This is a genomic window from Serratia bockelmannii (assembly GCF_051803255.1).
Lineage (GTDB): Bacteria > Pseudomonadota > Gammaproteobacteria > Enterobacterales > Enterobacteriaceae > Serratia > Serratia bockelmannii.
On record NZ_CP196512.1, the window covers coordinates 4702942 to 4717309 of the forward strand.

Consider the following 14368-nt stretch of genomic DNA (forward strand, 5'->3'; position numbering starts at 1 on the left):
TTCACCACAGTTAATGTGCAACAATACTTACGATAAGAGCCTCTCCATATCAATAAGTTATACTTTATTGTTTCAATAAAAATATTTTACCTATTAATTAATTCATTGCCATTTAAAATGGGCGGCGATTTTGCCTGCGGCGCATCTATCGTTTTTTGTTATAACGATGGGAAAAATTATGCTGAAAAATTTCTTCGTTTTTTCTGGCGTCCATCAACGGCACCGTTCCCAACGACAGATAACGTAAAAGGGGCGGCAGAGCCCGCCCCGAGAGGTCTTACCACATCAGCCGGCCGATCAATGGCGCGGCCACGACCGTAATGATGCCGGCCAGCATCATCACCAAACTCGACACTACGCCCTCCTGCGGCCCCAGCTCATAAGCGCGAGCGGTGCCGGCACCGTGCGACGAGGCGCCAAATCCGGCGCCCTTCGCCAGACGGCTGCGCACCGCCAGCCGCAAAAACAAAATATCCCCCACCGCCATGCCGAACACCCCGGTGATCACCACGAACAGCGCCACCAGATCCGGCTGCCCGCCCATCTGTTTGGCGGCCTCCAGCGCGAACGGCGTGGTGATCGACCGCACCGCCAGGCTGCGCTGCACCTCTTCCGGCAACGTCAGCAGGCGCGCCAGCCACACCGAGCTGTACACCGCCACCAGCACCGCGGTCGTTACGCCGGCGGTCAGCGATAGCCAGTGGCGGCGGATGATATGCAGGTTCTCATACACCGGCACCGCGAAAGCGATGGTTGCCGGCCCCAGTAGCCACAGCAGCCAGTGAGTTTCACCAATATAGTCCTGATAGGAGATGTGGGTGACCACCAGCAGCAGCACCAGGATCATTGGCGTCAGCACCAGCGGCATCAGCAACAGCGTGCGCCGGCGGCGATACAGCTTCTTGTTGGCGAAGTACAGCGCCAGCGTCGCCAGAAAACAGGCCAAGCTAAGGATAAAATCATTCATGACGCTGCTTCCGACGCTGCAGCCAAATCTCCAGCCGATACACCCTGTCCACCACCAGCCCGGTGGCGCCCAACGTCAGCATGGTGCTGACCGCGATCACCAAAAAGATCTTCCAGCCCTCGACCATCAACAGCTGGGCATAGTTGACCACCGCCACCACCGCCGGCACGAAAAACAGCAGCATTTCCGCCAGCAGCCAGCGGGAGCCGGCCTTAACCCAGCTCAGCGGCAGAATGCGCAGCAGGATTAGCGCCAGCAGCATCAACATGCCGACGATATTGGCGGGGAGCGGCAGGTGGAATTGTTGCACCAGACGATCGGCGATCAGGAACAGCGCCGCATACAACGCCACCTGAATCGGCACCTGCAAGCGGGTCAGCAGGGAGGGGGCAACGCGGCGTAACGCCAGAGACATGAAAGATGACCTCAAACAATAAATTAACGGCCTACAGTATACGCAGCCGGGAAACCACGCCTGAAATGAATTAAAATTATCGACATCATGCCGTCCGGGAATAGTTTCCCGCCGGTAGCGTCCCCAAGGAGAACCCTAACGTGGATGTCCGCACCCTGCGCTACTTCGTTGAAGTGGTGCGCCAGCAAAGCTTCACCCGCGCCGCGGAAAAACTGTTCGTCACCCAGCCCACCATCAGCAAGATGCTGCGGCATCTGGAGGAGGAGCTGGAGTGCACGCTGCTGATCCGCGAAGGCCGCAAGCTGCGCCTGACCGACAGCGGCCAGGCGGTGTATCAGCGCGGCCTGACGATCCTCGACGAATTCCGGCAACTGGAGGCGGAGCTGGAAGACATCAGCTCGGTGAAAAAGGGCGTGCTGCGGCTGGGCATTCCGCCAATGGTGGGCAGGCAGATCGCCGATCTGATCCGCCGCTTTCGCCAAACCTACCCCGGTATCGAATTGAAGATTTCCGAGCTGGGCGGGCTGTCGGTCGAACAGGCGGTGATGTCCGGCGAACTGGATCTGGCGATGACGGTGTTACCCTTCGATTCGGAACAGCCGCTGACCTTTCTGCCGCTGCTGGGCCATCCGATGTGCGTAGTGGCGCCGCGCACGCCGCAGTGGCTCAACCGCACCCGCATCAATATCGCCGAATTGGCCGACAGCCCGATCCTGATTTATAACGAAGACTTTGCGCTTTACAAGATGCTGATGAAGGCGTTTCGCCAGGCCGGTTTTGAACCGCAAATCGCGGTGCGCAGCGGCCAATGGGACTTCCTCGCCTCGATGGTGCAGGCCGGCGTGGGCATCGCCATGCTGCCGGAGCCGGTTTGCCGCTGGCTGGACAAGGAAAACCTGGTCTGGCTGCCGCTGGAGCCGCGCATGGAGTGGAAAATCGGCCTGATCTGGCGTCAGGGCAGCTACCTGTCGCACAGCGCGCAGGCCTGGATCGCCTGCTGCCGCGACTATTGGCCGCCGCTCAAGTAGCCAAAAAACAAGGGCCGCACAGGCGGCCCTTCAGAACAGAAATAAAGAGGAAAAACGTTAATTCCTCCTCTGAGGTTTAGCCTTCGCGCTCGATCAGCAGCGCTTCGAGCAGGTCGAGATCGTGCAGCAGTTTTTGCAGCGTCTCGTTGCTGATTTTCTGCGTGGCGCGCAGATGGTACAGCTCGCCGCGCTCGGCGCGCAGCGCCGTCAGGCGGAAACGCCGCTCGAGGTTTTCCATCGCCAACGCATTCTCGATATCGTCTTTCGACGCGATGCGCCGCCGCAGCATGCCCGTCACCCGCGAGCTGACCTCTTTCAACACCTGCGGGTCGAGGTTTTCTTCGGTATCGGCAACCAGGCGCTCTTCCATTTTATTCACGCTTTCGATCGCCACCTCGGCCGCCATGGCGATCGCCATGCGCTCTTCCTGCTTGCTGGCGCTCTTGTCGGCCACCTGCACGCCGCGCAGCAGCAGCGGCAATGCCAGCACGCCGACAATCAGCGACAGCAGGATCACCCCGGCGGCGATAAACACCAGCTGATAGCGCGCCGGGAAGGCGGTGCCGTCACTTAGCAACAGCGGTATCGACAGCACGCCGGCCAGGGTAATCGCCCCGCGCACCCCGGCGAACGACGCCACCCACAGCTCACGCGTGCTGTAGTCGCCAAACTGCAGCGGGCGCTTTTTCATAAAGCGGTTGCTGGCCTTCTTCATCACCCACAGCCAGGTGAAACGCAGCACCAGCAGCGCGGCGTAGATAGTGGCCACGTCGGCGAACAGGTACCAGGTCTGGATGGTCGGATCCAGCTCCGCCTGCAGGATAGAGGTTTCAAGAATGCCCGGCAGCTGCAGGCCCAACATGATGAACACCATGCCGTTGAACACGAACTCCAGCATCGCCCATACGCTGTTGGCGCGCAGGCGCATCGCCAGCGGCGCGTTGCGGATCACGCCGGATTGGCTGATGGTCATCCCCGCCGCTACCGCCGCCAGGATGCCGGAGACGCCGATGTGTTCGGCGATCAGGTAAGAAGCGAACGGCAGCAGCAGCAGGAATACGATTTGGGTCGCCGGATCGTCGCCGCTCCAGCGGCTCATCACCCGCAGCGATTTACTGTAGGTCCAGGTGACCGCCACGCCGGCCAGCAGGCCGCCGATCGCCACTTTGAGGAACTCGAGGGTCGCGCCGCCCACGGTGAACACCATGGTGCCCATCGCCACCGCGATGGCGAATTTGAGCGATACCAGGCCGGACGCGTCGTTCATCAGCGCCTCGCCCTCGAGCACGCCCATGATCGGCTTGGGAATCCGCCCTTTGCCGACGATGCCGGACAGCGCCACGGCATCGGTCGGCGACAGCACCGCCGCCAGCGCGAAGGCCGCCACCAGCGGAATGCCCGGCACCATGGCGTAGATCAGATAACCGACGCCGACCACGGTGATCAGCACCAGCACCAGCGCCAGGCCGAGAATTTCACGCCCGTGATGCAAGAACTCGCGCGTCGGCGTTTTCCAGCCGTCGGCGAACAGCAGCGGCGGGATGAACAGCACCAGGAACAGTTCGGGATCAAAGTCGACGTGCAGCCCGAAATGCGGCCAGGCCAACAGGGCCCCGATGGCGATTTGCATCAGCGGCAGCGGCACCTGGAACGGCAACATGCGCGTCACCACCCCGGACAGGGAGACCACCAGGATCAAAATGAGGATTGTAAAAAAGATTTCCATGCTTTCCTTAGACTCTACGATTCAGACGACATCGGCTCAGGGCCTGCGTTGGTCCCGATAGTAGATCACTTTTTTTACAGCCGTTAAAGCTTGTTGTGCCTTTCAAAACGCGGTGCAGAGCAGAAGAAGACTTATCTTAAGAAGGGAATTGCCGTCACAGGCTCCCCCGCCCGGCGGGCGAGGGAGACCCAAGGGGCTTAAATCGCCCAGCCCCCGGCGTAGAACGCCACCAGCGCCACGGCGATCAGCACGGTGCCGATGTTCAACTTGCGCCATTCGCCGGAGAAGATGCGGCCGATGACCAGCGAGCTGAAGCCCAGCATGATGCCGGTCACGATGTTGCAGGTCAGCACGATGAACACCGCGCACAGCAGGCCGGCCATCGCGTCAACGAAGTCGTTGAAGTCCAGCTTGGTGACGTTGCTCAGCATCAGCAGGCCGACGTACATCAGCGCCGGCGCGGTGGCGTAGACCGGCACCAGATAGGCCAGCGGCGACAGGAACAGGATCAGCAGGAACAGGATGCCGACCACGGTGGCGGTCAGGCCGGTTTTGCCGCCCGCGGCGGTGCCGGCAGCGGACTCGATGTAGACCGCGGCGGGCGCGGCGCCCACCAGGCCGGAGAAGATGCTGCTCAGGGAATCCGAGGTCAGCGCCTTGCCGCCGTTGATGATCTGCCCGTCTTTATCCAGCAGGTTGGCCTGCCCGGCCACCGCGCGGATGGTGCCGGTGGCGTCGAACACCGCAGTCATCACCAGCGCCAGCACGCTCGGCAACACCACCGGCTGCAACGCGCCCATGATATCCAGGCTGAAGATCAACGATTTGCCGTCAGCGTCCGCCAGGCTCGGCATGGCGAACAGCCCCTGGTATTTCACCGCCGGGTCAACGATCAGGCCGATGATGGAAATGGCGATGATCACCAGCAGAATGCCGCCGGGCACGCGCAGTTTCTCCAGGCCGAAGATCACCGCCAGGCCGACCAGCGTCATCACCACCGGAAAAGAGGTGAAGGCGCCGAGCGCCACCGGCAGGCCATCCAGCGGGTTTTTCACCACCAGGCCAACGCCGTTGGCGGCGATCAGCAGCAGGAACAGACCGATGCCGATGCCAGTGCCGTGCGCCACGCCCATCGGCAGATTACGCAGGATCCAGGCGCGGATGCCGGTGACCGAGATGACGGTAAACAGCACGCCCATCACGAACACCGCGCCCAGCGCCACCGGAATGCTGATGTGCTGACCCAGCACCAGGCTGAAGGCGGTGAAAGCGGTCAATGAGATCGCACAGCCGATGGCCATCGGCAGGTTAGCCCACAGCCCCATCAGCAGCGAGCCCAGCCCGGCCACCAGGCAGGTAGAGACAAACACCGCCGCCGGCGGGAAGCCCGCTTTGCCCAGCATGCTCGGCACCACGATCACCGAGTACACCATCGCCAGGAAGGTGGTCAGCCCCGCCACCACTTCCTGTCGCACGCTGCTGCCGCGCGCGGAAATTTTAAAATAGCCATCAAGCCCGCCGGTTGGTTTTGCGGCGTGGTTCGCTTGAGAGTTCGACATAGGTTACTTCCCCTGTGTTTCATTAATCGGCCCGTCACAGCAGGCCTGTCATCTCGCCCGCGCCCGATCGCCACGTAATCGTTTACGTCACGTTCCGCTTCCTTGCCCTTCCGTCGCATCGCCAACGGCAATGCGCACCAAGGCAAACGTTTAACTCGCAGCGCGCGGTACGGGTAATTTATGGTGGTTTATTCAAGGCAAACGATTATCCTGCCTTCCATGGCGTCTAATCAACTAAAGATCGCGGCAATTTATGCAGAAAGTGGCGGGAATGGCGTCTGCACGATAAAACCGGGGCGACGGACGCCCCGGCGAGATTATTGCGCCTGTACCGCAGCGGGATCCATATACATCAATTCCCAGATATGGCCGTCCAGGTCCTGAAAGCCATGGCCATACATCATGCCGTAGTCGCGTGGCTGATGATAAGTGTTGCCGCCGCCGGCGATCGCCTTGCGCACCAGTTCGTCCACCGCCGCCCGGCTGGGTTGCGACAGGCACACCAGCACCTCGGTGGCCTGTTTGGCGTCGCCGATCGGGTTCGGGGTAAACATCCTGAATTTGTCATGGGTCAGCAGCATCACGTAAATCGTGTCGCTGACCACCATGCACGCGGCGGTATCGTCGGTAAATTGCGGGTTGAAAGCGAACCCCAGGTGGGTGAAAAACGCCATCGACGCGGGCAGATCGCGTACGGGTAGGTTAACGAAGATTTGCGTAGCCATGGGCTACCTCCGATGAAGAATGACCCCATCGAGTATAGCCCATCCGCTTAACTCAGCAGGTTGTAAGGGCCGCCCTGCTCCAATGCCCGCTGGTAGGCGGGCCGGGCATGAATGCGCTGCAGGAAGCCGCGCAGTTTCGGGCAATTGTCCAACGCGCCGCGCGCCGCCATCGCCTCCAGCGGAAAGCTCATCTGAATATCCGCCGCGCTGAAATCGTTGCCGACAAACCAGCTGCCCTTGTTCAGGTGCTGTTCGAGGTATTCGCAGTGCGGCGCGATCTGTTTGTCGAGGTATTCGCGCTGCACGCCCTTGCCGATCGCGCCGGCCACCGGCCGCAGCAGCCAGGGGATCGGCGGCTGGCCAAGGCGGCTGAACACCAGCTTCATCACCAACAGCGGCATCAGCGATCCTTCGGCGTAGTGCAGCCAATAGCGATACTGCTGGCGCGCGTGGAAGTCGGTCGGCATGAACATGCCCTGCGCGTCATAGGCTTCCTGCAAGTATTCGATGATGGCGCCGGATTCCGCCAGCGTCAGATCGCCGTCGACGATCACCGGCGATTTGCCCAGCGGATGGATCTTTTTCAGCGCCGCCGGCGCCAGCAGGGTCTGCGGATCGCGCTCGTAGCGTTGCACCTGATAGGGCACACCCAGCTCTTCCAAAAACCACAGAATGCGCTGCGATCGCGAGTGGTTGAGATGATGAACAATGATCATGACGAAGCCTCTGTCCGCTGCCACACCAGTTCGCCAACCTGCACGCCGTTGCCGAGCTGCAAGGGCACCGTGCGCAACGTCAGCCGATCGCCGCTGAAAGCGTAAAAACGCACCTGACGGCTGCCTACCCAATTGGGGAACGAACAGCCTTCGACCTGATGCACCACCCGCTGTTCGCTTTCCTCCACCTGATAGTGGCCGAAGTAGCAAATCATATTGATGAAGGCGGCGCGGATCTCCCGCTCAGACCCCTGCGCCAAATCGTCGGCGGCGAAACGCGGCCGCACGGCGCTATACAGCTGCGCCGCCATCGTGCCGTTGGCCTCATAGTGGATGCGCCCCAACACCTGCTCGCCCAGCGGGTAATTCAGCTCGCCGTTCTGGTTTTTGAACACCGACGACACCAGCGCCCAGCTGCCGATAAACGCGTTTACCGTCATTACGCTTCTCCGGTTAAAGATCCTCTGTAAAGGGTAGTGGCGATTTTTACCGCGCGCCAGCGGGTGAAAAACAATCAGTTTATTTGACAGAGATACTCAAAACTCTCCGATTTTTTATTCACACCCGGTGCACTATTATTTAACACATCGAGAGGCAACGGGCTCTCACCTAACAAATACTCTGAGGAACACATCATGAAAAACGTCAAAATTTTTGCTACCGCTGCGCTGCTGGCTACCGCTTCTTTCGCTACCTTCGCCGCTGACCTGCCTTCCAGCCAACCCGCTGCAGACGCCCAAAAAATCGGCGTAGTCTCCGTTAGCGGCGCCACCAACCTGAGCGCGCTGGAAAGCGAACTGGCCAGCAAAGCCGCCGCGTCGGGCGCCAGTTCCTACCGCATCGTCGCCGCCGGTGGCCAGAACAAACTGTACGGCACCGCAGAAATCTTCAACTGATCGTCGAACAGCCAACCGACGGAAGAAAGAAGCCCCGCAAGGGGCTTTTCTCGTTGTGGGCAGGCAAAGCTCTTTGTGAACAGTGGCCGCCGGACATTTCACCGATACTGGGAATAACGCCTTACCCTCACCCACTTTGGAGAAATAACATGACCACAGCACATCCTCTGCAAGGCAAAGTCGCATTCGTCCAGGGCGGCTCACGCGGCATCGGCGCCGCCATCGTGAAACGGTTGGCGAGTGAAGGGGCCGCGGTCGCCTTTACCTACGCCGCCTCGGCCGATCGCGCCGAAGCGGTGGCAAGCGCCGTTACCGCCGCCGGCGGCAAAGCCCTCGCCATCAGGGCCGACAGCGCCGATGCGGCGGCGCTGCAGCAGGCGGTGCGTCAGGCCGTCAGCCACTTCGGCAACCTGGATATTTTGGTGAACAACGCCGGGGTGTTTACACTGGGCAGCACCGAAGCGCTGGCGCTGGACGATCTGGATCGCATGCTAGCGGTCAACGTGCGCAGCGTGTTCGTCGCCAGCCAGGAAGCGGCGCGCCACATGAATGACGGCGGGCGCATCATCCACATCGGCAGCACCAACGCCGAGCGCGTGCCGTTCGGCGGCGCGGCGGTGTATGCGATGAGCAAATCGGCACTGATCGGCCTGACCAAAGGCATGGCGCGCGATCTCGGCCCGCGCGGCATCACCGTCAATAACGTGCAGCCCGGCCCGGTGGACACCGAGATGAACCCGGACGCCGGCGAATTCGCCGATCAACTCAAGCAGCTGATGGCGATCGGCCGCTACGGCAAAGATGAAGAGATCGCCAGCTTCGTCGCCTACCTCGCCGGCCCGCAGGCGGGTTACATCACCGGCGCCAGCCTGAGCATAGACGGCGGTTTCTCGGCGTAACGTCCAAGCCCCGTAAGGGGCTTTTTATTTATTCGCCTGTCGCGGAGTGTAAGCCTGAAGATCGATACATACCCGTTCGCCACCCCCGCTATACCCCACCAATACCGCTTGAAAGACAACAATCGAATCAGTTTATGTACAAAAACGGAATAGTTTATTGACGATTCTGTTATTTATTCACCTCACCGTCCCCTTTATCCTTCGCTCCATCGTGTCGTACCGGACACCCTTATTTTTCGAATTGTCGAACACAGGATAAAGATATGAAAACCATGACCACCGTTATTTCACTCGCTCTGTTTTCCATGTTGTCGTTTAACGCCGCAGCAGAAAGCGTTACCGCAACCGGTAGAACGCTGGACTCCACCGAAGCTCTCATCGCTAAAAAAGCGCAAGAGGCCGGTGCAAGCGGCTACAAAATCACCAGCGCCTACATGGGCAATTTCGTCACCATGAGTGCAGAGCTGAAAAAATAATATCAATGACGCCGCTCGCACGGCGTTATTTATTTCCGCATAAGGAAGTCATCGTCGGGTGGTTATTCGCCACGCTTTATAAAGCATTACGCTAAAGCACCCGCGTACTAAAAATGAGCCTCTTTCTCCACCGGTTATTATTCGGCGGCCTGACGTCGCCTATGTCCGGACGGTTCATTTTCATTCACCCTGCACTACGTCGTTATAAGGATGAGTCACTGATGAAATCATTGTATCGCCTCTCCCTCTTGCTGCCTTTGCTTGCCACAGTGCCTGCACAGGCCGCAGAGTCCGCCGCTCAGCCGTCAGACTGGTACCCTTCTGTTTACGGTGCAAAAGACGAAATCGGCGCCGCCAACCTGCTCACGCCGGAAGGGGTACTACAGTCCGTGCAACTGGTAAAACAGGGCAAGACATTGTCATTGGCGGTTCCCGTCGATAAAGATTTCCCGGCGTTCCGCCACCGTAGCTTCCGTTTATATAATATTCAGCCTGGTCAGCAGGACGGCAAAACGCTTGGCCCAAATAAATTCACCTTTAATGATGAATTGGTGAATGCCTGGACCGGCGTCGGCACCCAGTTGAACGGTATAGGCCATATCGGCATCGACAACGTTTATTATAACGGCAATAAGGCGGCGGACTTCGTCACCGTAGATGGCGTGAAAAAATTGGGCGTGGAAAAAGTGCCGCCCATGGTCACCCGCGGCGTGGTGCTCGATATGACGGCTTATTATCATAAAGACATCGTTCCGGGCGGCACCGAATTTTCCGTTGCGGATATTCAAGCGGTGCTTAAGAAGCAGGGCATTAGCTTAAGAAAAGGCGACGTTGTTTTATTTAATACCGGTTGGCTGGAGCTGATTGGTAAGGACAATAAAAAATTCCTGGAGGTCGAACCGGGTATCGGCATGGAAGCGGCGAAGTGGCTGGCTGACCAAGGCATCGTGGCCTTTGGCGGTGATACCTGGGCCTCCGAAGTGTACCCTAACCCGAAAAATGACGAAGAGTTCCCGGTCAACCAATACCTGCTGGCCAAGCGCGGCGTCTATAACCTGGAACTGATCGACAGCCGCCCACTGGTGCGCACGAAAACCTGGGAATTCCTGTTCGTGCTGGGGCAACCGCTGTATGTCGGTTCAACGCAGGTCAACATCAACCCGGTAGCAATTTACTGATTGGCGACACCGCCGCAGAAAATCGGCAGCGAGCGCCCACAAAAAACCCCGCCTGAGCGGGGTTTTTTTAGCACTGTCGCCAGGCTTAGAACGGGATATCGTCGTCAAAATCCATTGGCGGTTCGTTGCTGCTGGCCGCCGGAGCGCTGCTCTGCGCCGGGCGAGACTGCTGCTGGCCGCCGCTGAACTGGTTGCCGCCCTGTGGCTGCTGAGGCTGGCCCCAACCGCCCTGGCCGCCGGCAGATTGACCGGCCGGTGCGCCGCCGCCCTGACGGCCGCCCAGCATCTGCATGGTACCGCCAACGTTAACCACCACTTCGGTGGTGTATTTTTCCACGCCGGACTGATCGGTCCATTTACGCGTCTGCAGGGAGCCTTCGATGTAGACCTGAGAGCCTTTACGCAGGTATTCGCCCGCCACTTCGGCCAGTTTGCCGAACAGCACGACGCGGTGCCACTCGGTCTTCTCTTTCTGTTCGCCGGTCGCCTTGTCACGCCAGCTTTCGGAGGTCGCCAGGGTAATGTTGGCCACTGCGCCGCCGTTCGGCATGTAACGGACTTCTGGATCCTGACCCAGATTCCCGACCAGAATTACTTTGTTTACGCCTCTGCTGGCCATGAGCACTTCTCCCGATGATTGATTTCTACACAGTATAAACGCGTCAGTTTACCACGCTGAGTACGAAACCACACCCGTGTTGATAAGTGCGAATTGCATTCCAGAATTGTCTTTTCGATCGACCTTGTTGCATTCTCATACTGGATATTCATTCAGGTTTTTTTGTGTCATAATTATGCGTTTCGACCAGGCTGTGCCGGTTTTTTGCGAGATCCATCACAAAATCCCCCGCAAAAATCGCGACAGGCGCGGTGTATCATCAAGACGGGAAGTGTAAATGGACAATATCGAAGTTCGTGGTGCTCGAACCCATAATCTGAAAAACATCAACCTGATCATCCCGCGTGACAAACTGATCGTCGTCACCGGCCTGTCCGGTTCCGGCAAGTCTTCGCTGGCTTTCGATACGCTGTACGCCGAAGGGCAGCGGCGCTATGTCGAATCACTCTCCGCCTATGCGCGCCAGTTCCTGTCGCTGATGGAAAAGCCGGACGTCGACCATATTGAAGGTCTGTCGCCGGCGATCTCCATCGAGCAGAAATCCACCTCGCACAACCCGCGATCCACGGTCGGCACCATCACCGAGATCCACGACTACCTGCGCCTGCTGTTCGCCCGCGTCGGCGAGCCGCGCTGCCCGGATCACCATGTGCCGCTGGCGGCGCAAACCGTCAGCCAGATGGTCGACAACGTGCTGAGCCAGCCGGAAGGCAAGCGCCTGATGCTGCTGGCGCCGGTGGTGAAAGATCGCAAGGGCGAACACACCAAAACGCTGGAAAACCTGGCCGCTCAGGGCTATATCCGCGCGCGCATCGACGGTGAAGTGTGCGATCTGTCCGATCCGCCGAAGCTGGAGCTGCAGAAAAAACACACCATCGAAGTGGTGGTCGACCGTTTCAAGGTGCGCGACGACATGGCGCAGCGCCTGGCCGAATCGTTCGAAACCGCGCTGGAGCTGTCCGGCGGCACCGCGGTGGTGGCGGACATGGACGACGAAAAAGCGGACGAGCTGCTGTTCTCCGCCAACTTCGCCTGCCCGATCTGCGGCTACAGCATGCGCGAACTGGAACCGCGCCTGTTTTCCTTCAACAACCCGGCCGGCGCCTGCCCGACCTGCGACGGCCTGGGCGTGCAACAGTTCTTCGATCCGGATCGCGTGGTGCAAAACCCCGAGCTATCGCTGGCCGGCGGCGCGATCCGCGGCTGGGATCGCCGCAACTTCTACTATTTCCAGATGCTGCGTTCACTGGCGGAGCACTATAAGTTCGACGTCGAAGCGCCGTTCAACACCCTGAGCGCCGACGTACAGAAGGCGGTGCTGAGCGGCTCCGGCAAAGAGTCGATCGAATTCAAATACATCAACGATCGCGGTGACACCACCGTGCGCCGCCATCCGTTCGAAGGCGTGCTGCACAACATGGAGCGCCGCTATAAAGAGACCGAATCCAGCGCGGTGCGCGAAGAGCTGGCGAAGTTCATCAGCAACCGCCCTTGCGCCTCGTGTCACGGCACCCGTCTGCGCGAAGAAGCGCGCAACGTGTTCGTCGAAGACACCACGCTGCCGGAAATCTCCGATCTGAGCATCGGCCATGCGATGACCTTCTTCCAGAACATGAAGCTCAGCGGCCAGCGCGCCAAGATCGCCGAGAAAGTGCTGAAAGAGATCGGCGATCGCCTGAAATTCCTGGTGAACGTCGGCCTGAACTACCTGTCGTTGTCCCGGTCGGCGGAAACGCTCTCCGGCGGTGAAGCGCAGCGTATTCGTTTGGCCAGCCAGATCGGCGCCGGCCTGGTGGGCGTGATGTACGTGCTGGATGAGCCGTCGATCGGCCTGCACCAGCGCGATAACGAGCGCCTGCTGGAAACGCTGATCCACCTGCGTAACCTCGGCAACACGGTGATCGTGGTGGAGCATGACGAAGACGCCATCCGCGCCGCCGACCACGTGATCGACATCGGCCCCGGCGCCGGCGTGCACGGCGGCCAGGTGGTGGCAGAAGGCACCGTCGACGACATCATGGCGCAGCCGGAATCGCTGACCGGCCAGTTCCTCAGCGGCAAGCGCGAGATCGCCATTCCCGCGCAGCGTGTGCCGGCCGATCCGACCAAAGTGTTGAAGCTGAGCGGCGCGCGCGGCAACAACCTGAAGGACGTGACGCTGACGCTGCCGGTCGGTCTGTTTACCTGCATCACCGGCGTGTCCGGCTCCGGCAAATCGACGCTGATCAACGATACGCTGTTCCCGATCGCCCAGCGCCAGCTTAACGGCGCCACCATCGCCGAGCCGGCGCCGTTCCGCGAAGTGACCGGCCTGGAACATTTCGACAAGGTGATCGACATCGATCAGAGCCCGATCGGCCGTACGCCACGCTCCAACCCGGCCACCTACACCGGTATCTTCACCCCGGTGCGCGAGCTGTTCGCCGGCGTGCCGGAATCGCGCAGCCGCGGTTATACGCCGGGCCGCTTCAGCTTCAACGTCAAGGGTGGGCGCTGTGAAGCCTGCCAGGGCGACGGGGTGATCAAGGTCGAAATGCACTTCCTGCCGGACATCTACGTGCCGTGCGACCAGTGCAAGGGCAAACGCTATAACCGCGAAACGCTCGAAGTGAAGTACAAAGGCAAGAGCATCCACGAAGTGCTGGAGATGACCATCGAAGAAGCGCGTGACTTCTTCGACGCAGTGCCGGCGCTGGCGCGCAAGCTGCAGACCCTGATGGATGTCGGCCTGTCCTACATCCGCCTCGGCCAGTCGGCCACCACGCTCTCCGGCGGGGAGGCGCAGCGCGTCAAGCTGGCGCGCGAGCTGTCGAAACGCGGCACCGGCCAGACGCTGTATATTCTCGACGAACCGACTACCGGCCTGCACTTCGCCGATATCCAACAGCTGTTGGCGGTGCTGCATCAGTTGCGCGATCAGGGCAATACCATCGTGGTCATCGAGCATAACCTGGACGTGATCAAGACCGCCGACTGGATCGTCGATCTGGGGCCGGAAGGCGGCAGCGGCGGCGGCGAGATCCTGGTCGCCGGCACGCCAGAAACCGTGGCCGAGTGTGAAAAATCGCACACCGCGCGCTTCCTGAAACCGCTGTTGAACAAGTAATATCGCCAACGTGCGGGCCGTCGTTCAGGCGACCCGCACGCTGACCCGTTTCATTGCA

Annotated in this window: 14 protein-coding genes; 6 read left to right on the forward strand and 8 right to left on the reverse strand. The window is 59.9% G+C overall.

What is annotated here, in order from left to right; translation table 11 throughout:
* Positions 1 to 277 precede the first annotated feature (277 nt).
* Positions 278 to 967 carry an LrgB family protein gene (locus ACSJLU_RS22330; RefSeq protein ID WP_004936833.1) on the reverse strand — a complete coding sequence of 230 codons (690 nt, stop codon included), beginning with the start codon at positions 965 to 967 and terminating at the stop codon, positions 278 to 280.
* Positions 960 to 1382: a CidA/LrgA family protein gene (locus tag ACSJLU_RS22335; protein ID WP_004936830.1), complete on the reverse strand. Its 423-nt coding sequence runs from the start codon at positions 1380 to 1382 to the stop codon at positions 960 to 962. The genes ACSJLU_RS22330 and ACSJLU_RS22335 overlap by 8 nt, the downstream gene beginning before the upstream one ends.
* A 140-nt stretch (positions 1383 to 1522) precedes the next feature.
* On the opposite strand from ACSJLU_RS22335, the gene ACSJLU_RS22340 reads away from it, so the two are divergent.
* Entirely contained in the window at positions 1523 to 2410 is an 888-nt protein-coding gene (locus ACSJLU_RS22340) for a LysR family transcriptional regulator (protein ID WP_025304429.1), read from the forward strand.
* Between the two features lie 76 nt (positions 2411 to 2486).
* On the opposite strand, the gene ACSJLU_RS22345 is transcribed toward ACSJLU_RS22340, so the two are convergent.
* The 5 genes from ACSJLU_RS22345 to ACSJLU_RS22365 all read right to left on the reverse strand — a co-directional run bounded on the left by ACSJLU_RS22345 (position 2487) and on the right by ACSJLU_RS22365 (position 7576).
* Positions 2487 to 4136 (reverse strand): Na+/H+ antiporter, encoded by a 1650-nt coding sequence (locus ACSJLU_RS22345; protein ID WP_033636184.1) that lies wholly within the window; start codon positions 4134 to 4136, stop codon positions 2487 to 2489.
* Between the two features lie 197 nt (positions 4137 to 4333).
* Positions 4334 to 5695 (reverse strand): NCS2 family permease, encoded by a 1362-nt coding sequence (locus ACSJLU_RS22350; RefSeq protein ID WP_025304431.1) that lies wholly within the window; start codon positions 5693 to 5695, stop codon positions 4334 to 4336.
* Positions 5696 to 6012: 317 nt separating this feature from the next.
* Positions 6013 to 6420: a VOC family protein gene (locus tag ACSJLU_RS22355; protein ID WP_025304432.1), complete on the reverse strand. Its 408-nt coding sequence runs from the start codon at positions 6418 to 6420 to the stop codon at positions 6013 to 6015.
* Positions 6421 to 6467: 47 nt separating this feature from the next.
* A complete protein-coding gene (locus ACSJLU_RS22360) occupies positions 6468 to 7136 on the reverse strand; it encodes a glutathione S-transferase family protein (RefSeq protein WP_043139706.1) in 669 nt (222 codons plus the stop codon).
* A complete protein-coding gene (locus tag ACSJLU_RS22365; protein ID WP_025304434.1) occupies positions 7133 to 7576 on the reverse strand; it encodes a lipocalin-like domain-containing protein in 444 nt (147 codons plus the stop codon). The genes ACSJLU_RS22360 and ACSJLU_RS22365 overlap by 4 nt, the downstream gene beginning before the upstream one ends.
* 195 nt (positions 7577 to 7771) lie before the next feature.
* On the opposite strand from ACSJLU_RS22365, the gene bhsA reads away from it, so the two are divergent.
* The 4 genes from bhsA (at position 7772) to ACSJLU_RS22385 (ending at position 10585) form a co-directional block, all read left to right on the forward strand.
* On the forward strand, positions 7772 to 8032 hold the full coding sequence (bhsA, locus tag ACSJLU_RS22370) for a multiple stress resistance protein BhsA (protein ID WP_025304435.1): 261 nt from the start codon (positions 7772 to 7774) through the stop codon (positions 8030 to 8032).
* Positions 8033 to 8181: 149 nt separating this feature from the next.
* Positions 8182 to 8931, forward strand: coding sequence for a 3-oxoacyl-ACP reductase family protein (locus ACSJLU_RS22375; protein ID WP_043139701.1), 750 nt, complete (start codon positions 8182 to 8184; stop codon positions 8929 to 8931).
* 263 nt (positions 8932 to 9194) lie between these two features.
* Entirely contained in the window at positions 9195 to 9407 is a 213-nt protein-coding gene (locus ACSJLU_RS22380; RefSeq protein ID WP_004936800.1) for a DUF1471 domain-containing protein, read from the forward strand.
* A gap of 113 nt (positions 9408 to 9520) precedes the next feature.
* The gene (locus ACSJLU_RS22385; RefSeq protein ID WP_225735543.1) at positions 9521 to 10585 is read left to right on the forward strand and encodes a cyclase family protein; all 1065 of its coding nucleotides are present in this window, start codon (positions 9521 to 9523) and stop codon (positions 10583 to 10585) included.
* Between the two features lie 85 nt (positions 10586 to 10670).
* On the opposite strand, the gene ssb1 is transcribed toward ACSJLU_RS22385, so the two are convergent.
* Positions 10671 to 11204: a single-stranded DNA-binding protein SSB1 gene (gene ssb1 / locus ACSJLU_RS22390; RefSeq protein WP_025304438.1), complete on the reverse strand. Its 534-nt coding sequence runs from the start codon at positions 11202 to 11204 to the stop codon at positions 10671 to 10673.
* A gap of 277 nt (positions 11205 to 11481) precedes the next feature.
* Between ssb1 and uvrA the strand changes: the two genes are divergently transcribed.
* Positions 11482 to 14310 carry an excinuclease ABC subunit UvrA gene (gene uvrA, locus ACSJLU_RS22395; RefSeq protein WP_049208298.1) on the forward strand — a complete coding sequence of 943 codons (2829 nt, stop codon included), beginning with the start codon at positions 11482 to 11484 and terminating at the stop codon, positions 14308 to 14310.
* The last annotated feature ends 58 nt before the right edge of the window (positions 14311 to 14368 follow it).